This window comes from Paenibacillus sp. CECT 9249 (assembly GCF_918697855.1).
Taxonomy (GTDB): domain Bacteria; phylum Bacillota; class Bacilli; order Paenibacillales; family Paenibacillaceae; genus MSJ-34.
In genome coordinates this window covers 37,364-57,029 of the sequence record NZ_CAKKLI010000023.1, presented here as the reverse complement: position 1 = coordinate 57,029, position 19,666 = coordinate 37,364, and the positions used below count along the sequence as shown (strand labels likewise).

Below are 19,666 nucleotides of genomic sequence, written 5' to 3'. Positions count from 1 at the left end.
CCCTTCAATAAATGATGATCTAATCTATGTTGTCGAATTTGAAAATGAATGGGATTAAAGCGGAAAAGACAGTGCAAATTCATGTTATTCTGAAGAACCGGCTTCAAACTTCCTTCGATAATGCGCTAACGCAAGCAGAGGAAAGATATACCGGTAGCTATGATAATGGATATAGAACGCTCCTCCCATCCCTTGGCCCTTCGGATAGTCTGTCGTCCAATCCTCTTTCTCAAGGGAATCCAGCAAATAGGCGATTCCTCTACGAATGGCTGAAGCCGGCTTGTCGGCAATCGTTATCAAGGCATCCAGCGCCCAAGCCGTATCCGTCAGCGTGCTCGTCCGTAACGGAACGTAGGTCATTTGCATGTCGCTTTGACACGACTCGCCCCAGCCGCCGTCCGAATTTTGAATGCTTTCCAGCCATGCCGCCGCCCTTTGCATGCTTGGGTGGCTTGGCGATATGCCGGCCGCTTTCAAACCTGTCATCGCACCCCATGTTCCGTAAATATAACAAATGCCCCAGCGTCCGTACCACGACCCGTCCTTCCGTTGATTTTTCAACAGCCAATTGATAGCGTTCCGGATCACGGGATGGCTGGTAGGAACGTTCGTATAGTTCCCGAAAAATTCAAGCGTTCTCCCGGTCAAATCCGCACAAGAGGGGTCCGTCAGCAAAAAGCGGCCCTTTTCAATCGGAAGGAATTCCAGCAGCTTGGAATCGGTATTTTTTTCAAAAGCAGCCCAGCCGCCGTTATCGTTTGGCATTGACAACAGCCAATTGACGCCCCGGTCCCAGGCCGCCCGGTTCTGCAACGATATTCCGGATATGGACCTTAACGAGGCCGTCGTGTCATCCACGTCCGGATTCATCGTATTCGCGTCGGAAAATCCCCAGCCGCCCGGCAAGCTGCCCGGATTATGCACGGCCCAGTCGCCAAAGCGGTCATGCTGGCGGCTTAGCAAATACCGGTTTGCCTTCGCCACCATCGGGTCTTGATGCGAAACCCCCGCTGCCTGAAGAGCATAACCGATTAGCGAGGTATTCCACACATTGGCCGTGGTGTATTGCATATGGGGGAGACCGTTCATTTCGCATTTCATGGCCCGAATTCCCGCAACGGCTTTGATAATGACCAGATCGGTTTTTTTGTACCCTAAGGAAAGGAGGGCGAAAATCATCAAAAAGGTACTGCTGTAATAACAGTACAACGTTCCGTCCCGCTCCAAACGGTCCAGCATATATTGTTGGGCGCGCTCAAGCGCTAACCGGTGCAATTCCCTCGGGATGCCGAGCAATCTTGCGACTCCGTCCCGAATCAAGGAGAGCAGCGAGCGCCATTCCTTTGAGCGAACCCATTCGTCCTCGCCATCGCCGATCCGTTTCAAATCGGACAGGTCGGGAGTATAGGTTGTTTTCATGGAAAACTTGTTGTCGGCCAATATCATAATCGGAGTCAGATTGGCACGCCCGTAAACGGATAAAGAATAGAAATTGATTGGGAAGCTGCGCGGAAGCAGAATCATTTCAATCGGCAGAGGGCTTAACGAAGGCCATTGATATTGTCCGGTCAGCGCCAGCATAATTTTCGTAAACGCACTTACTTCCGATAAACCGCCGTTAGCGAGGATAAACGTTTTGGCGGCGTGAAGGCGCTCGTCTTCTTTCCGGTAGTATCCGGAAAACAGCAGTGCATAATAGGCTTCCAACGTGGCGGTTACATTGCCTTCTCCTTCGTCGCGATAGAGCTTCCACGCTCCGTTTTTCTGTTGTTTGCTTACAATTCTTCGGCACAGCCCTTCGATGAATTCCTCATCATCAATCTCTAAAGTGCGTAATAAAATGATCGTATAGGCATCTGTGGAAATCCCCGTCTCAAACGGATAAGCCCATGAGCCGTCAGGGGACTGGTCTTTACGAAGCGTTTCGATCATCCATCCGATCCCTTTCGCGGTATCCATCATTCCAGTGCTCCTTCCTCGTACAAAAGCATCTTAAAGCTATACATATTCGTTACTGCCATAGAGAATTCGTAAGGGAGGGAAGCCGCTATCCTGTTTACAAGAGTCCGCAAAACAACACCGCTTGAAACGATCCGCAAGGAATTAAAGAGAAGAAAGAAACGTTCCCCTGCCATCCCGAAAGAGTTGACTATTACAGAAAAAAAGCTTGTGCGCGACATTAGATCCATTACACAGGGCCACAACCTAAATAATGTGACCAGAACGAAAGCCTATCTCGAGTTTTATCTCCGGCATCCCGAAATCCACTGGGCATTTTTGGGACATATGGTATCGCGGAATGGCGGATGGAATATGACCGATCTCAAGGGAGAATTTCTAACCAAACTGCTGCCGGAAAAAGATCGGGAAGCTTTTTTTCATTTTTTGGAACGCGGCAACTGGTTGATTTTCCAGGATGTTTACCCGCAATTTCTACTCTACGAGGAAAGTTTAAAACAGAATAGACCCCTGTTTTATTTGCTGCCTCAACTAAATGTTTCCATATTTATGGAAACGATTTGGAACTATTTTTGGAAAGTCAGAGATACGTATATGCATTGCATAGCGTTAGTCGTCAACGAACAAAGCTACCTGGAACTAAGGGTTGTTCAAAATCCCCATTATCAAAAAGAAGTGTTAAACAAACTCGAATTTCATCTTCAGAATTGGCTGTCCTTTAATCAAATTCTTTTTCCTGCGGAGGGTGAGAATGTAAAGGGACAGACACTCCGTGAATTCCAATCACTCCATGAGCGAATTTTACTTGGAAAAAAGCTGTATGCCGTTTTGTTTAAAAATAACGATTTCCATCGTCAGGTATTGGATTGGGCGAAACGTCATCCGCATACCGGATCAAGGAAGGATTACTGGCCGCATGTATTCAATGACGTACATGAAGGTGCGCCGGGAATTCCCTATCCGTTGCGGTTGAAATCGTGCCGGCTTCGCAAGGGAGCGAGGAGAGTTTATAGCCCGAGGCTTGAGCATGCCTGGAAAAATATCAGCCAGCCGGAAGCGGAACCGGGGGATTGGTTTCAAGATCTAAGCGTGGCGGATTATTTAGCGGATGACCTGGAAATGATGGACGGGGAGATCAAGGATGAATACTGTAAAACATTGGAGCGGCTCGAAGTTGCCGCGCTTGCCAAAAAAACGATCAGCCTTTTGGAATAAAGATAGCTTCGCATGTGCCGTATTGGCATCATTGGTCGGCACGTATTTGGATCTCTATTTTGTCGGTAAAGGGTTGTACCATTTTCCGCACAGGCTTTTGCCGGAGATCTTCCCGATTCATATCGTCTTCACTTTAATCGTGCTGCCTCTATTCACAATCGTTTTCCTGTACTGCCTTTCCCAAGCGAATAGATGGGGGAAGGCCTGCATGATCCTCTTTGTCAGCCTGTTGATGCCGATGTTGGAAACTGTAGCAGAGCGGCTAGGGATGTTTATTCATTCCGATCAGTGGATGCATCTATACAGCTTCTTCGGTTATTTCCTGTTTTTTACGGCCATTTCAGGAGTTTATTTGGGGCTGAGAAAACAGGAATAACTCCCGTACTAAGCGAAGAGAGCACCTCTTCGTAAACAGAGACCATCCAATTTACAAACCAAACCACCATCCAAGTTCAACAGATTGATATACATTCGTCAATTTGAGCGGCTCTCCATGTACATGCCAAATGTTATGATAAAGATGATTTTTCGACACTCTATCTGAAACTTATACGGAGGAGGTGATTATCATCTGGAAGCCGATTCGTAACAGCAACCAACCGCTTTATCAGCAAATTGCCGACGACATCGAACGAAGAATTTCATATGGCGAATTTCCGCCAGGCAGTCTGCTGCCTTCGGAGCGGAAATTAGCCGAACAATTAGGAGTGAATCGAAGCACGGTTATCCTTGCTTATGCGGAGCTGCGTGCGCTTGGAATCATCGAAAGCCGTACCGGAAGCGGGACCCGTGTTAGTAAATATAAATGGGGAGCTACTCCGAAGCATACCCCCAACTGGCATCGGTATGTAGAAGGCGGAAGTTTTTTACCCAATCTGCCTTTTTTGCGACGGATCCGGGAAGCTCTCCAAAAAGACAAAACGTTGATTGACTTTGCCAGCGGCGAACTGGGCGCGGACATTTCTCCTGTGGAAGAAATCAATACTCTGATCGATGAAAACCACTATACGGAATATCTTGGTTATGACAATCCGCAAGGGTTTGTTCCACTTAGAGAAATACTCGTCGCGTATTTAGATCAATATCGGGGTATTCAAACGACAGAATCGTCGATTCTTATTACATCCGGCTCTCAGCAATCATTATATTTAATTACGCAATGTTTGCTTACTCCCGGGGATGCGGTAGCCATTGAAGATCCTTCTTATTGCTACTCGTTGCCGATGTTTCAATCGGCCGGCCTTCGATTGTTCCGTCTTCCGGTCGACGATAAAGGTGTCCGCCCCAAGGATGTTCGTACTCTATATAAAAAACATCGGATTAAGATGATCTTCATTAATCCCAACTATCACAATCCAACAGGAACGGTTCTTGACGAGAAACGCCGAATGGAACTGCTGGATGTTGCGAGCGAGTTGGGCCTTCCGATTGTGGAAGATGACCCTTATAGCCTCACCGCTTATCATGGAACTCCTCCGATGCCGCTGAAAGCAAATGATTCAATCGGCTCCGTCATTTACATCGGATCCTTCTCCAAAATCGCAGCTTCCGGGTTGCGCGTCGGGTGGATGGTCGCTCCTCATTCCGTTGTAGAGCGGCTGGCCGATGCCAGACAGCAGATGGATTTCGGACTTAGCGTCGTTCCTCAAAAGGTTGCCGCGCAGTTCTTGAGATCTTCATATGTCCAACCTCATTTGGAGCGGCTGCGAACGGATCTGCTCTATAAACGGGATTTATTGATCGAGACGCTTCAGAAAGAATTGCCGGACTTGGTCAGCTTCTCGATTCCGCAAGGAGGCTTGCATTTGTGGTGCAAGATAGCTCCCGAGGTGAATGATCATAAATTGTTGGAGGAAGCGATCCGTAATGGAGTTATCTTTGTTCCCGGCAGCGTCTATGGTTCCGATTCCGGATATGTGAGATTCACTTATGCAAGGCCTAAGGCAGAAGAAATCGTCGCGGGCACATTGAAATTTGCCTCATCGCTACGGGGCGTTCTTGGCAAATCAAGCTAAAAGGGGAATGAAAGCTTGTATAGATCCGATCTATATAAGCTTTTCATTCCCCTTCATTGTAAGCAAAGACGATTTAAAACCACGAATTGATTATACTCACTTTATCAAAGTACAGCAAAATGCCCACAACGACAAGCAGCAAGCCGCCAATCTCTACCAACCTATCGCTGCAATGCCTTCACATCTCTTATAATTTGATCGTAAGGCGTATCCGTCATTCCATCATACTTGGCAACCACGGTCCCCGACGGATCAATCAGAAAAAACGAAGTACCGTGAATGACTTGATCGGATGACGTATCCTCGGCAACGACAGTCTTAAACGAATCCAGAGCAAATGTTTTGATCTCGTTAAACTCGTAGCCGGTTAACGCATGCCAATTCGAGAAATCGGCATCAAATTTTAAAAGGTATTGTTTTAGCGCTGCGGGATCGTCACGTTCCGGATCCACAGAGAAAGAAACTAACTCTGCCTCAACGCCTGCTGATTTTAACCGCGTTTGCAATTCGGACATATTAGCCGTCATGGTCGGACACACTGTTGCACAATACGTAAATATAAAATCTGCGATCCAAACCTTGCCTTTTAAATGGGACAAGGACATCGGGTCACCAGACTGGTTGACGGCTTCAAAAGGTACAACCTGATAACCAAGCTGATTCGGCTTTCCGCTGCCGCATGCGGCAGCTATCATGATCATCAAACAGAACAACACGCAGAGTGCCGCCTTTTTCAACGAAAATCCCTCACTTTTATGATTTATTTGCCGCGAGCCATTGCGCCAAAGCTTCCATTTCCTCTTTACTCAAACTTTTTTTAAATGCCGGCATGCCCTTTGCACCATCATGAATTATCTCAAATAATTGCTTTTCCGCCATTTTAGAACCGATCCCCCGCAAATCCGGTCCCACCTTTCCGCTTAAATCGGCAGCATGGCAAGACAAACATTGTTTCTTATATAATGCCGCTGCGTTTGCTTCAACAGGGGGAGTCGTTCCCTCATGATGAACCTGGTTCCTCGTCTCCTTATTACACGCGGTGATGACAAGCAAAATCATAACAATAAGAAAAATCGTAACATTTGCGGAAGTCCTGCTCATGTTGCCACCTGATTGAACATCATAATCCACATCGAGCCGACAACGATAAGGAGCAAAATGAACAAACCAAGAATCAAGGTCACCAGATTGTAACGAGGCTTTTTCTCCTCCCGCAGATGCATGAAATAAATGAGTTGAACGACAAACTGCAGTACGGCCGCCGTCATCAGAACGATGGTGTTCGCCATTCCCTCGAGCCAGCCAAATACAACGACCGCAACGGGAATGATCGTCAACATAATGGAGAACAGGAAACCGATCGTATAGGATTTCAAGGAGCCGTGGCTTCCGGCGTCATGCGGAGCGGTCATATCATGCTTCGTCATCTAGCTCACCCCCATCAAATAGACAATCGTAAAGACAAAAATCCAGACGACGTCAAGAAAATGCCAAAACAGGCTAATCACATTCACTTTACGTTTCGTTACCGGCGTAATGCCATGCTTGGCCAGTTGAAGAATCAAGGCAACCATCCAGACCAATCCTATAGATACATGAAGCCCATGAGTCCCAACCAAGGTAAAGAAAGCCGATAGAAAAGCGCTTGTGCCGATGGTGGCTCCCTCGTGTACCAGATGAACAAATTCATTGACTTCCAGTACGATGAATGCCGCACCGAGCAATGCCGTGACGCCGAGCCAGCCCATTAGGGCCTGACGATTGCCTTTATTCATAGACAGCACGGCGAGACCGCTCGTATAACTGCTGGTCAGCAAAATAAGAGTGCTTGCAATAATACCGCCCAGCTCAAACAGTTCTTCAGGTCCGGGCCCGCCGTCTCTGTTGCCTTGCAAGACAATATAGGCAGCGAATAACGTCCCGAATATAATTACATCCGTCATCAAGTAAATCCAAAATCCGAAGGTGCGCATTTCCTCCATATCCGGATGCTCGTGACGATCCGAATGGAATGCCGGTTGATCGTCATACGCAGATTCGTTCAATGAAGCCATTCGCCCGTTACCCCCTCTGTTCGTTTAATCTCCTTCACCGGGATGTAATAATCGGTATCGTAGTTGAATGAATGAACCAGCATGCATACCGCTACTCCCGCTAAACCGGATATCGTTAACCAAAGCCAGTCGAATACAAAACCGAATCCGGCCGCGAACCAGAACATCGACATCACAAATGGAATGCCGGAATTTTTGGGCATATGGATCGGTTCCAGCTTCACCGGAGCCGGAGAGAATTGACCGCTCTTTCTGCGCTGCTTCTCCTCCCACCATTCATCCTGGGAAGAGACCTGCGGCAGCGTTGCAAAATTGTAGTGCGGCGCAGGAGACGGAAGCGACCATTCCAAGGTGCGTCCGTTCCACGGATCGCCCGTTTCATCTTTCTGCAGATGCTTGACGCTGTACGCGATTTGCCATACCTGAAACAAGAAGGCCAGTCCCATCAGCGCGGCCCCGATCGTGGAGACCAGGTTCATCTCCCACCATCCCTTGTCCCATCCGTAGGTGACAAGGCGCCGCGTCATTCCCATCAACCCGAGCACATATTGCGGCATGAAGCATACATAGAATCCGATATTCCAGAACCAGAACGCCCATTTCCCTATTCGCTCATTCAGCTTAAAGCCGAACAGCTTGGGCCACCAATAATACAGGCCGGCGAAATAACCGAATACTACACCGCCAATGATCGTTTGTGAAAATGCGCGATCAGGAAATAGCTGTTATGGAATTGAAAATCCGCCGGCGCCACCGACAGAAGCACCCCGGTCATCCCGCCGACGACAAAGCAAACAATAAAGCCGATCGTCCATAACATCGGAGTTTCGAAGGTGATCTTTCCCCGGAACATCGTAAACAGCCAATTGAACACCTTAACGCCGGTCGGGATGGCAATGAGCATCGTCGTAAGCGCAAAGACGGAATTGACCCCCGCGCCGGAGCCCATCGTAAAGAAATGATGCGCCCAGACAAAAAACGATAAGATGCTGATAATCATCATGGCATAAACCATGGATTTATAGCCGAACAGTTTTTTCTTCGCAAAGGTGGATACAATTTCCGAGAAAATGCCGAAGGCCGGCAGCACGATAATATATACTTCAGGGTGTCCCCACATCCAGATCAAATTGATATACATCATCGGATTGCCGCCGCCGTCCAGGGTGAAAAAATGCGCCCCCAAATAGCGGTCCAGAAACAGCAGCGCCAAGGTTGCCGTCAAGATGGGAAAAGAAAATATAATGGCGATGCAGCTTGATAAAACGGACCATGAGAACATCGGCATTTTCATCAGCTTCATACCGGGAGCGCGCATTTTCAGAATCGTCACGATAAAATTGATCCCTGAAATCAAGCTGCCGATCCCTGAAATCTGTATCCCCCAAATGTAGAAATCCTGGCCGACACCCGGATTGAACATCCGTTCCGAATAAGGCGGATAAGCGAGCCACCCCGCATCCGGAGATCCTCCGATGACGAAGGACAAGTTAAACAGCATGGCTCCGAAGAAGAAGAGCCAGAAGCTTAGCGCATTCAGGAAAGGATAAGCGACATCGCGCGCACCGATCTGAAGCGGTACTACTACGTTAAACAAACCGAACATAAACGGCATCGCCATAAACAGAATCATAATCACGCCATGCGTGGTAAAAACCTGATTATAATGATCGGGCGTCAAGAAGCTCAGCTCCGGCACCGCCAGCTGCGCCCGCATCAGAAGCGCGTCCACGCCGCCGCGGAACAGCATAAGAAAAGCGGCAAGAATGTACATAATGCCGATTTTTTTATGATCGACAGTCGTTAGCCATTCACGCCACAACCATCCCCATTTTTTGAAATAAGTAAGCCCAAATACAATGCCAATAATGGTTATAATAATGCTGACATCCGCGCCGTAAATTAACGGATCGCCCGTAACAAAAAATTCCGAAGCAAAGCTTTTGATGTTGTCCCACATGGGCATTCTCTCCCTCCAATTCGAAGCCCGCTATTCCTGGAGCTTGATTTTTTGCATGTCCTTCCAGGATAAGCCATGATTGTGAGAAGCGCCGTATTTGGTTACGGTCATCTCAAACAAGCCTTCCGGGAAAGCGGAAAAGGTTTGAACTTCGGAAGCGGCCGGCTCTGCCAGCTGTTTGTAGCCGTCCAAAGTTAGTTCCGGTGATAAAGCTTTAATCTCGTTCACCCATTGCTCGAACTCTTCCTGCGTTGTCGATTTCACATCAAAATTCATCTTGGCAAAATCTTTCCCTGTGAAATTCGCACCGGATCCCCAATAGTCTCCAACTTCATCGGCTTGCAAATAAAGCGTCATCGCCATGCCGGACATGGCGTAAATTTGTCCTCCAAGCTGGGGAATCCAAAAAGAATTCATGGGAGAATCGGCCGTAATCTCGAATCGGATGGGTGTGTCTTCCGGAAAATGGACAACATTCACGGTGGCAATCCCCTGCTCCGGGTATTGAAACAACCATTTCCAGTCCAGCGAAGTCACTTGAATCGTCAACGGTTTGCGATCCGACTCGAGGGGCTGGGACGGCTCCAGGTCATACGTGCTCTTGATTGTAATCACGCCCAGAATGGCAATAATTACGATCGGAATCCCCCACCAGATGACTTCCAGCTTCGTGCTATGCTCCCAATCCGGTGTGTACTTCGCTTTTCTGCCTTTCCTGTCGCGATATCTCCAAACAATAATGGCGGTCATAATCAGAACCGGCACGATAACGATCGACGTCAATACCGTTGAAATGAACATTAAATCCCGCTGCCCGCCGGCAATCGGCCCTTTCGGATCAAGTACGACGATGCTTTCCGTGCTGCACCCTGTGACCGTCAAAAGCAGCAACGCCAGCATGGCCAAGCAAGTGATCCGTCTGAGCGCTGTGGAGGTCTTCATATTCTCATCTCCTATCTCTAACATTTAGTACAAACCGATCGTAAAGGAACGAAGCAGAAGCGTAACCATCCATTTCTCTTATTTTTCATTCCAACCAATATCGAGAGTGTTCGGTTCAACCGAAACGGCTCGGTCTATTACATAGACAATTGGGTGGTTACTTTTCATTGGAAGTGTTTTAGGCTTTTTCATATCGCGAATTGAGGGGAAGGAGTTGAAAGCTGTGCTCACAGAAGATACTTTACATGGCGTCATGGTTCCCATTGTTACGCCGTTCGATCATCGTGGAAATTTGGATATGAAGTCATTTGAAGAACTGGTTCAAAGTTTAGTGAGCAGGGGAATTCACGGTCTCATTATTAATGGAACTACCGGGGAATCCCCAGTGATCGAATCTCACGAATTGGAGTCCCTTATTGTATCGGCTCGCAAGGCGATAGCGGCATCGTATAACATACCGCTTATTGTTGGAACCGGTTCTAATAGTACTCTAGCTACAATGAAAAGAACAGAACAAGCTAAATCTCTCGGAGCCGATGCTGCCCTTGTTGTCACCCCATACTATAACCGTCCGTCACAACAAGGCATCATCCGGCATTTTCAAGCTTTGGCCGAAGCGGATCTGCCTATTATTGTATATGATATCCCTCACCGTACCGGGGTCTCTTTAACTGTTGAGACGGTAAAGAACATTATGAAAATGGATCATGTGATTGGGCTTAAAGAAAGCACAGGCAATATACAACGTATTTTCAAACTGGCCCGATCCATGTCAAAACCGCTCCTATGCGGGGAAGACGCTCTCTTTTTTGCTTCCTTATGCTGCGGTGCTAAAGGGGGAATTCTGGCCAGCGCTAACTTGGACAGCGACCAGTTCGTTCAAGTGTACGAGCTTTTCCGAGCGGGAAAAATAGAGGAGTCGAATGAGTTGTTTAACCAGTTGCTGCCGCTCGTTGAATTCCTATTCTCCGAGCCGAATCCGGCTCCATTAAAATGGCTTCTCGCTCAACGGGGATATATCCGTTCGGACCGGCTCCGTCTGCCTATGACAACGATCAGCATGGAAGCAACCAGAATCGGGACTCAACTGGTTCAAACAAACTATTAGACAGGGTGAAAAGTTCTTTTAGGGGCACGAATCAAATATCGAAGGCAAAGGCGCGAATGTAAAAAGGCAAGAACATGATACAACGTTCTTGCCTTTCCATTAGTCGAATTATTCTCTGCTTTACCGGTTTCGGCTTCTGCTATTTAACGGCAAGCCAGATTTCATGTATGGAATTCGGGCTATAGAAGGCATTCACAAGTGCGTCCGGGGCGGGCCCTTCCGAAACGGCTTGGTCTAATACAGGTACAATTGGATGGTTACTTTTCATAGAAAGTGTTTTATGTTTTTACTATATACAAAGCGTGCATTCATATCGCAACGATAGGGGGATATTCATCTATGAAAACAACACTATATTTCACCCGTCATGGTCAAACGAAATGGAACTTGCAAAAAAAGATGCAAGGGCATAAAGATTCCCCGCTTACGGAATTCGGTATTCGGCAAGCCGAATGGTTGAAGGAACGTTTGGGAAACGTCGATTTTGACGCCATTTATTCCAGTTCCAGTCCAAGGGCGGTAAGCACGGCTCGGATTCTTTTGGGGAATCGCCCGATTGACATTTCGACGCTTGATTCACTAAAAGAAATTAATATGGGACTGTGGGAAGGTCAAAATGTAGAACATATTCAACAAGCATATCCCGTTCAATATGAACAGTTTTTCAATCAACCGCATTTATACACCCCTACCGGACACGGGGAAAGTTATCGCGAATTGCTTGGAAGAACGATCCCTGCGATCAAAGATATCATTGCAAAGCATAAAAGCAAAGAGGTTCTTATTGTAACGCACCGGATCACATTAAAAGCGATTATGGGTTATTTTTTGAATAAACAGCTTGATGAAATGGGAAACTTGCCCGATATCTACCCGACTGCTTTGTGCAAGATTACTATGAATGAAGATACACCGGAAGTTGATTTGTATGGGGATGTTTCGCATTACCTTTCATAGCGAAAGCCAAGCCCGGTTATTTTTCCAACTTACTTGAACAGGGGTTTCAAATAAAGCCGATAACTGTTCGCTAGTGAGAATTTCCTCTGTTTTTCCGGATGCAAAAACCGTTCCTTTTCGGAGCAGCAAGGAATGTGTAAATTCAGGCAATATTTCTTCTACGTGATGCGTCACGTACAACAGCGTTGGGGCATCCTTTTGATTAACCAGACTTGCGATGCTTTGGAGCAAGGATTCTCTGGACAAAAAGTCCAGTCCGTTACCCGCTTCATCCAGAATAAGCAAATCAGGCGAGGCCATAAGCGCTCGGGCGATAAGAAGCTTTTGTTTCTCCCCTTGCGAACAAGTTTGATATGGGCGGTCGAGAAGATGCGCGCAGCCGAGTGTTTCCATGAGGGAAACGGCTTTTTGCATATGGTCTTCCGTTGGTTGCTCAAATAATCCAACGGAAGCATGCAACCCGCTAATCACCAGATGTTGTGTTTTCTCATTGGGATGAATTCGTTCTTGGAACGAAGAGCTTACCCATCCGATCCGTTTTCGCATTTCCCGCAAATCGACGGTTCCATACTGATGGCCTAGGACGGAAATCTCTCCCTTTGTCGGCCAAATGTAGCCGGTTATCATATTCAATAACGTCGTCTTTCCGGAACCATTCAGCCCTAGCAACGCCCAATGTTCCCCCTTACGGATCGTCCAATTGACGTTCTTCAATATGGATTTATGCTCGCGTTCCCAAAGGACGTCTTTGACCTCAATAATATTTGACACTTTATGTTCCTCCTAAGCGTTTGGGGTAGTAGTTGCTGAAATTTGAATGTGATCGCCAGTATACCAAGCGACAATGAAACATCATATCATCTGCTGTTTGATTTTAAAAAAATCGGATTATAACTCGGCGATTGTTCCCTCCAGGATAAGAAGCGTCCATTTTAAAGCAAGCTCAGAGTCTTGACGCTTAATCGCTTCATATAACTGCTCATGATAATAGGATTGCGGATCATGCGAACTATATTCTTGATTTAATTTGTTCATCGCGTTTGATAAAACATGAGAAAAGGTTCGAAATAAATCAATAATAACTCCGTTTTTGCTGGCAATCGCTATAGCCATATGAAACTCTATATCCGACTTGGCATACAGTTCCCGGTCATTTTGCCGCAACGCAAAGTTGCGCGCCTCCAAATGAGTGCGCATGTTTTGCAGATCATCTTCATCGCGGCGTTGAGCGGCTAATCTGGATATTTCCAACTCCAGCATTTTTCTTGCCTCGAATACCTCTATAAGCTCTGCGCGATGCAGTCGATGGGTAAGGGGCTCTTGGATGACAGGGCTGGCTTTCAGATAAGTGCCGTACCCTTGTTTTTTCTCAAGCAAGCCGGCGTGCACCAAAACCCGGATCGCTTCCCGGATCGTGGACCGGCCAACCCCGAAGAGCTCCATTAGTTCCGGTTCCGGCGGAATCTTATCTCCGGGACGAATCTCGCCCGTTGATATTTTATGCTGCAACTGATTAACTACATCATCCACAAGTTTATGAGGATGCAACGTCTTAAATGTCAGTTTACCATTCATCAGATCATCTCCTGTTTTCAGAATCCTAACATATTCGCTGGATTTTGACAAGAAAAAGAAATAAAAAAAGAAGAACAAGGCCTAAGCCTGCTCTTCTTGTCTTACATGATGATGGATTTCAATTTAGAGAAAGATCACCATTGACAGGACGAACATAAAGATCACGCCTGCGATCATTGGAACCGACGTTCTTTTTACGATAGCGATCGGATCCGTCTTCACCGTACCGGCAACGATCAGCACGACGGCCGCAACCGGGGATACCGCACGGAAGAGGTTGCCCGCAAGTCCCATCGGCACCGAGATCGCGATGGGGCTAATGCCCGCTGCATCGGCTAATGGAACCATCAGCGGCACCATAGCGAAGATCAGGGCCGTGCCGCTGCCGCTAAGAATAACGATGAGCGCCGTAATGGCTACCAGGACAAGCGGTAGAACGAAGTCCAAGCCGTTGCCTTGGATATTTTGCATCGATTGCTGCAGCGCATCCACCAAGCCGATGGATTTCAGTCCTGTAACAAAGACGGAGGCTGCAACCAGCAGGGCGACGATCGGTACCGCTCCGCCCATTCCTTTAAAGAAGGATTCCGTTTTTTCCAGCACGCTTTTGTCGCCTTTGTGGCGAATAAGTTCGCAGACGATGGCCAGCACGAGCGATACCAAGGTCGCCGACTCTACGCTCAGTTCTATGGCATTGCCTGTCGTAATTTGAACCGCGTAAGTGCCAAGCAGCAGAATGATCGGGAAGATCGGCAGGATCGCATAGACCGTTTTGAACAGCTTGCCGCCTTGGATCTCGATGTCTTCCTTGGATTCATGGTTCACTTCGGCTTCGTTCTCCAAGCGTGTTGCTTTCTTGTCCATGCGCTTCTGCCAGAAGTAATGAACCAACGCGATAAAGATCAAGGTCGGAATGGATACGACAGCGTGATATCTGAACGCATAGTCCGTTACCGTCAAGTTGGCGAACAGCGCATGCTTGGCCAATTCCTCGGCGATGGCGACATTGTCGCTTCCCAGCGGCGTAGGAACGATCGTGGCGGATGTAGCGATGACCGCTGCCGCGGAAAGCGCCGACATACCCGCTTTTCTTAAAATCGGAAACAAGGTTGCCAGCAAAATGATCGCCAAGTTAGACGCACTCGGAATAACGAGGGACAATAGATTTCCTAGCAAAAAGACGATCGGCACCAGAATATAAGGCGACTTAATTTTGGAAATAGGCTTCGTTAATGCATTGACCGTCACTTCATTCGCTCCGATGGAGGACATATAGGCCGTGTAACCTCCAAGCAGAAGAATGATGAAGCCCGCAGAAGTTAAGGTCTGCTTGAACTGGGTAACGATGACCTGGAGCGGATCCAGCCATATCGAGCCCGTCGATGCGAAATCCTTAACGGCGATATCGTTGCCCATAGCTGTGGCGACCAGAATTAAAATGATCCCCATTAGAAAAAGCGTAATCTTGATATCCATTTTCTTGATTAGCATATAAATAACGATAAGTACAGCAATAATCGCTGAGCCGTACATGACTATATTAGAGCCCATGATGGCGTTCCTCCTAATATGCAAATTGGGTGCTGATAAAGCGGATCAGATGCGGACCGGACGGCCATTCGTACAACTGAGCCGGCAGAGCAAGGCTTAGCTTAGTTGCACTTGCTCAAGCTTTCCATGAACCACGTTTTAAACATTTGCGGATCGATATCGACGCATACTTTGGCGTTGTTGGCCTGTCCCAAATATCCTTTCAAGTCGACAACGGTACAGCCTGACGTTAGCGGGCCGTGAATCTCTACATCCACGAACGTATCCGCCACCGTGAACATTTCAGGCTGCAGGAGATAAGCGATCGCGCAGCTGTCGTACATCTTCAATCCTGTCTTCATGCTGCCGCCTCTATACTTTTGGAACAGCTGATAGATCATTCTTCCGGTTTCGTTCATGCTTTTCAATTGCTCGCTGTCTTCCGGGTACACGAGCGCTTTCCATCCAACGTCAAGCCCGACCATGACGACAGGCAGACTGCTCTGGAACACAATTTTGGCCGCTTCCGGATCGGCATAGATATTGAATTCCGCCATCACTCCGGCATTGCCGCGTGCCGTTGAGCCGCCCATGAGTACAACCTCGGCAATTTTCTCTTTCACTTGCGGATACATTTTGAGCAGAAGCGCAATATTCGTCAAAGGACCGATCGGAACGAGGGTGATCGGTTGCTCGCTTTCCATGATGACCCGGTACATGGCATTGACCGCATTCTCCTTCAAGAGCAGTTCCTTCGTCGGCTCTTCAAAATCGTAGCCGTCCATTCCCGTTGAGCCGTGTACGTTGCTCGCATCAATCGGTTCTTTGATCAACGGTCTGTCGGCGCCCATCGCCACCGGAATCTCTTGCTTGAAAAATTTCAGCAATTTCAAGGCGTTCAACGTCACCTTATCCAAGCCCACATTACCGGCTACGGTAGTGATCAAGCGCACATCCAGCTCTTCGCTGTACAAGGCAATCGCTAATGCAACTGCATCGTCGATTCCCGGATCGGTGTCAATAATAATCGGTCTTTTGTTCATTGGTTTCTTCCTCCTTGAATAAACTGTGCTACCTCTTCTGCGGTTGGCATTCCGGTTTGCGCCCCGAGCTTCGTGGTTGACAAGGCCGCAACGGCATTGCCGTATTCGCAAGCAGCTTTCAGCGTCATACCTTGGCTTAAGGCAACGGCTAGTCCGCCGTTAAAAGAATCCCCTGCTCCAGTCGTATCCACGACATCGATTCGATAGGCGGGAACGTTCAGTTCGCGGCCCTCCTGCCTAATCGACAGGCCCTGGCTTCCCTTCGTAACGATCAGCTTATCGCCGATGTCCTTGCCATGCTGCTGCATCAATACCCTTTGCTCATGTTCGTTCGGCGTAAGGTAGTCCGCTTGCCGTATCAATTCTGCAGGCAGCTCCTGAATGGGAGCCGGGTTAAGAATGACGGTAACTCCGTTCTCTTTGGCAATTTCTACTGCTTTTTGCACACCTTCCAATAGTATTTCCAACTGCACGAGAAGAACATCACTATCTGCGATAACTTTTCGCTTGGACTCTACAAAAGATGCGGTTACATGATGGTTGGCCGCCGGCACGACAATAATGCTGTTATCTGCGTTGTAGACCGTGATCGTAGCCGTTGCCGTACGATCTGTAACCGGTTCCACATTGGACACATCAATACCTTCTTCTCTGAGGTGCTGTAAAATGTCCTGACCGAAACGGTCATTGCCGACGCAGCCAATCAAACGAACATCCGCACCGAGTCGTGCTGCCGCTACCGCTTGATTGGCTCCTTTTCCGCCGGGATTCATCTGAAACTGCTTGCCAAGGAGCGTCTCTCCCATTTGAGGCATTTGAGTTGTTATGGTGACTAGGTCCATGTTGATGCTGCCAACAACAGTAATTTTGGGTTTCCGCTCCATTCCTATCTCTCCTTCTTAGGTTGATTCTCTCTCTATCAGCGATACGTCCAATATTTTATAGTTCTCCTGATCCATGGTCTGCTGACGCTCCATTAAGCTCACCAGCATCTTGGTTGCCTTCTCGCCCATTTCATAAATGGGCTGCTGCACGGTAGTCAGCTCCGGCGTCGTCGCTTTGGACAGGCTGATGCCGTCAAAGCCGACGATCGCTATGTCCTGGGGCACTTTTTTGCCCAGTTGATACGCAGCTTTAATCGCGCCGATCGCCATGATGTCATTCGCCGCAAAGATACCGTCAATATCCGGATGCCTTTGCAGCAGTTCCATTGTCGCTTGAATGGATGATTGCATATCGTATTGACCATACGCAATGTATGTCTCTTCGAACCAAGGCTCCCCACCGACGATTTCCTTGTAGCCCTCGCAGCGTTCTTCAGCATTGACTACGCCGCTGTTTCCTTTGATATGGCCAATCCTGCGGCAGCCTTTGCTCTGCAAAAAGCGGGTTGCCATCATGGCCCCTTTCTTGTTCTCTACGACAATCGTCGGCAAGCCTTTGCTAATAACGCGGTCGATACTGACGACCGGAATGTTCAACTGCTCGATTTGTTTCGCAGTCATCGTATTTGAGGAAACAATAATCCCTTTGACATATTGCTGCTGCAGCACGTCCAGGTAATTTTGTTCCTTTTGTTCATCTTCATCGGAATTGCAAAGAATTACATTATATCCCAACTGAATTGCAGTATCTTCAACAGCTCTCGCAAGCTCGGGAAAGAAGGGGTTCGTAATATCGGGCACGATCAAGCCGATCGTGCTGGACTGCTTCTTGAACAGGCTTCTCGCCACCTCGTTCGGCTTGTATTTAAGCTCTTGAATTGCCTTTTCTACCTTCATCCTCGTATCCTGGCCTACATAACCGCTATTGTTCAAGACTCTAGATACGGTTGCTACAGATACGCCTGCATGCTTGGCAACATCTTTGATTGAGATCATATGTTCACTCCACTTTATAGGTAACCGGTTACACACAAAATATACCCTGTATTTTGCTATAAGTCAACAAGTATTTTTACAGTAAACTTTGCCAAGGAACATGAAAGACATAACTTGTCATTCTTTCATTTCAGTAACGCCGCCACCAGCGTTCGTCACTCCATTTCCCCGGCTTGATCCCGATTTTGCCGATTCCTTTTCCATTCCTCATGGGTTTTTAATACTTTTGTCCATAGGCCGTCCTTTTCGTGCTTGCTGAAATGATTCAGCGGCTCTCCAAATACGTCGCTCAATAGCTCGAACCATTCCGAGCGATTGGTAATTTCGTTTTTGATTAGGCCGCGCTCATCGCGTCGATTGTATACGCATCCTCTCAGCTCATTGCTGCCTGTCTTATGCCTGTTCTGCACCAGCAGCAGGTTGATCCAGGCGGAATCCGGGGACGAGCTTAAATAATGATGCTTCGGTATGAATTCATCCATACTTTGAACAGCTTCCGGATCGATATCAACGCCGGTAAAAATTCCTTGAGGATCATGTTCCAAGCGCCATCCCGGAGTAATGACGCCGGACTGCGTAAGCTTATATGTATGAAAGCCCTGCTTATACACCCCAAATCGAAGAGGAATGGGCTCATACGGCATGTCGCCCAATCCAACGTCTACAATCCATGTTTGCGGCTTTGCGTCTTCATCATTTTCGATAGGCAAACGAACGGATAGACTTACATGAAATGAATTGATTCTTGGTTTTTGGCCATGGGATTGCACCCCAGCCCGATGTAACGACACTTCATATCCCAACGCACACAGTAGACGACGGAATGCTCCGTTAAGGTGAAAGCAATACCCGCCCCCCTGATGAATGATATGATGAACCAAGCCTTCGTCGTCGATCGGAACAGGCTTGCCCGCAAATATATCAATCGTTTGCCACGCAATTCTCTCTACGTGGGCACGGTGCAGTGCGAATAGAAACTCTCGCGTTGGCCGCTGCCGTTCCAGACCTAAACGCCGCAAATAATCTTCAATTTGTCGTAGCGTTAACATCGTATCACTCCGGGTTCTTTACTCCAGCCTATCCATCTGCTGTGATAGAATCTCATGGTTGATATCAAGCTCTATGATTTCAAAGACTACATGTCCAAAATACTTCACTTGGGCCGTACTTGCAAGGCCTATTTGCGTATGTGCGAGAGCGTTCACCCGACTCAAGCTATGTTAAGAAAATGAATTGACAAAGTTTAGTTATTAAAGATACTATTTAAACATAAATATTTAAAAAGTTGAGATGGGTCTCATTGACGAGGAAATCTTTCCGTGAACAACTCGCGCACTTCATAGCGTAATGTCGATGTTGGGAAGTGATGAACGTTATGACGAAATTGTTATGTATAAACAAGTGTCCCCCCTTATTTGGAAGCGGTAC

18 protein-coding genes and 1 pseudogene are annotated in these 19,666 nt (G+C 47.6%); 5 read left to right on the top strand and 14 right to left on the bottom strand.

The window, feature by feature from the left end; genetic code table 11:
• Positions 1–84: 84 nt before the first annotated feature.
• The gene (gene shc / locus LQ229_RS16530; RefSeq protein WP_230192302.1) at positions 85–1,959 is read right to left on the bottom strand and encodes a squalene--hopene cyclase; all 1,875 of its coding nucleotides are present in this window, start codon (positions 1,957–1,959) and stop codon (positions 85–87) included.
• A 210-nt stretch (positions 1,960–2,169) separates the two neighbouring features.
• Here shc and LQ229_RS16525 point away from each other — a divergent pair, with 210 nt between their 5' ends.
• From LQ229_RS16525 to LQ229_RS16515, 3 genes are all read left to right on the top strand, one after another.
• Complete coding sequence (locus LQ229_RS16525; protein WP_356711042.1) at positions 2,170–3,174, top strand: DUF2515 domain-containing protein; 1,005 nt, start codon at positions 2,170–2,172, stop codon at positions 3,172–3,174.
• A complete protein-coding gene (locus LQ229_RS16520) occupies positions 3,134–3,550 on the top strand; it encodes a CBO0543 family protein (RefSeq protein ID WP_356711058.1) in 417 nt (138 codons plus the stop codon). Before LQ229_RS16525 ends, LQ229_RS16520 begins: the two co-directional genes overlap by 41 nt.
• Positions 3,551–3,743: 193 nt before the next feature.
• On the top strand, positions 3,744–5,189 hold the full coding sequence (locus tag LQ229_RS16515) for a PLP-dependent aminotransferase family protein (RefSeq protein WP_230192315.1): 1,446 nt from the start codon (positions 3,744–3,746) through the stop codon (positions 5,187–5,189).
• Positions 5,190–5,350: 161 nt separating this feature from the next.
• On the opposite strand, the gene LQ229_RS16510 is transcribed toward LQ229_RS16515, so the two are convergent.
• The 6 genes and pseudogenes from LQ229_RS16510 to cyoA form a co-directional block, all read right to left on the bottom strand.
• Entirely contained in the window at positions 5,351–5,890 is a 540-nt protein-coding gene (locus LQ229_RS16510; protein WP_216538236.1) for an SCO family protein, read from the bottom strand.
• Positions 5,891–5,942: 52 nt separating this feature from the next.
• Positions 5,943–6,290 (bottom strand): cytochrome c, encoded by a 348-nt coding sequence (locus LQ229_RS16505; protein ID WP_230192300.1) that lies wholly within the window; start codon positions 6,288–6,290, stop codon positions 5,943–5,945.
• Positions 6,287–6,616, bottom strand: a complete 330-nt coding sequence (gene cyoD / locus LQ229_RS16500; protein WP_216538224.1) for a cytochrome o ubiquinol oxidase subunit IV — start codon at positions 6,614–6,616, stop codon at positions 6,287–6,289. The genes LQ229_RS16505 and cyoD overlap by 4 nt, the downstream gene beginning before the upstream one ends.
• The gene (cyoC, locus tag LQ229_RS16495) at positions 6,617–7,171 is read right to left on the bottom strand and encodes a cytochrome o ubiquinol oxidase subunit III (protein ID WP_230192314.1); all 555 of its coding nucleotides are present in this window, start codon (positions 7,169–7,171) and stop codon (positions 6,617–6,619) included.
• A 59-nt stretch (positions 7,172–7,230) separates the two neighbouring features.
• Positions 7,231–9,203: pseudogene (locus LQ229_RS16490) on the bottom strand (cbb3-type cytochrome c oxidase subunit I).
• Positions 9,204–9,233: 30 nt separating this feature from the next.
• A complete protein-coding gene (gene cyoA, locus LQ229_RS16485) occupies positions 9,234–10,145 on the bottom strand; it encodes a ubiquinol oxidase subunit II (RefSeq protein ID WP_216538221.1) in 912 nt (303 codons plus the stop codon).
• 223 nt (positions 10,146–10,368) lie between these two features.
• On the opposite strand from cyoA, the gene dapA reads away from it, so the two are divergent.
• Together dapA and LQ229_RS16475 are read left to right on the top strand one after the other, a co-directional pair.
• Positions 10,369–11,253: a 4-hydroxy-tetrahydrodipicolinate synthase gene (gene dapA, locus LQ229_RS16480; RefSeq protein ID WP_230192313.1), complete on the top strand. Its 885-nt coding sequence runs from the start codon at positions 10,369–10,371 to the stop codon at positions 11,251–11,253.
• A gap of 339 nt (positions 11,254–11,592) precedes the next feature.
• The gene (locus LQ229_RS16475) at positions 11,593–12,210 is read left to right on the top strand and encodes a histidine phosphatase family protein (protein ID WP_216538220.1); all 618 of its coding nucleotides are present in this window, start codon (positions 11,593–11,595) and stop codon (positions 12,208–12,210) included.
• On the opposite strand, the gene LQ229_RS16470 is transcribed toward LQ229_RS16475, so the two are convergent.
• From LQ229_RS16470 to LQ229_RS16440, 7 genes are all read right to left on the bottom strand, one after another.
• On the bottom strand, positions 12,205–12,981 hold the full coding sequence (locus tag LQ229_RS16470) for an ABC transporter ATP-binding protein (RefSeq protein WP_216538219.1): 777 nt from the start codon (positions 12,979–12,981) through the stop codon (positions 12,205–12,207). The genes LQ229_RS16475 and LQ229_RS16470 overlap by 6 nt on opposite strands.
• A gap of 117 nt (positions 12,982–13,098) precedes the next feature.
• Positions 13,099–13,785, bottom strand: a complete 687-nt coding sequence (locus LQ229_RS16465; protein ID WP_216538218.1) for a FadR/GntR family transcriptional regulator — start codon at positions 13,783–13,785, stop codon at positions 13,099–13,101.
• Positions 13,786–13,908: 123 nt separating this feature from the next.
• Entirely contained in the window at positions 13,909–15,336 is a 1,428-nt protein-coding gene (gene dcuC / locus LQ229_RS16460; protein ID WP_216538217.1) for a C4-dicarboxylate transporter DcuC, read from the bottom strand.
• A 101-nt stretch (positions 15,337–15,437) separates the two neighbouring features.
• Entirely contained in the window at positions 15,438–16,358 is a 921-nt protein-coding gene (rihC, locus tag LQ229_RS16455; RefSeq protein ID WP_216538216.1) for a ribonucleoside hydrolase RihC, read from the bottom strand.
• Positions 16,355–17,242 (bottom strand): ribokinase, encoded by an 888-nt coding sequence (gene rbsK / locus LQ229_RS16450; RefSeq protein WP_216538215.1) that lies wholly within the window; start codon positions 17,240–17,242, stop codon positions 16,355–16,357. Before rbsK ends, rihC begins: the two co-directional genes overlap by 4 nt.
• A gap of 15 nt (positions 17,243–17,257) precedes the next feature.
• On the bottom strand, positions 17,258–18,238 hold the full coding sequence (locus tag LQ229_RS16445) for a LacI family DNA-binding transcriptional regulator (RefSeq protein ID WP_216538214.1): 981 nt from the start codon (positions 18,236–18,238) through the stop codon (positions 17,258–17,260).
• 155 nt (positions 18,239–18,393) lie between these two features.
• Positions 18,394–19,287 carry an arylamine N-acetyltransferase gene (locus LQ229_RS16440; RefSeq protein ID WP_230192299.1) on the bottom strand — a complete coding sequence of 298 codons (894 nt, stop codon included), beginning with the start codon at positions 19,285–19,287 and terminating at the stop codon, positions 18,394–18,396.
• Positions 19,288–19,666 lie beyond the last annotated feature (379 nt).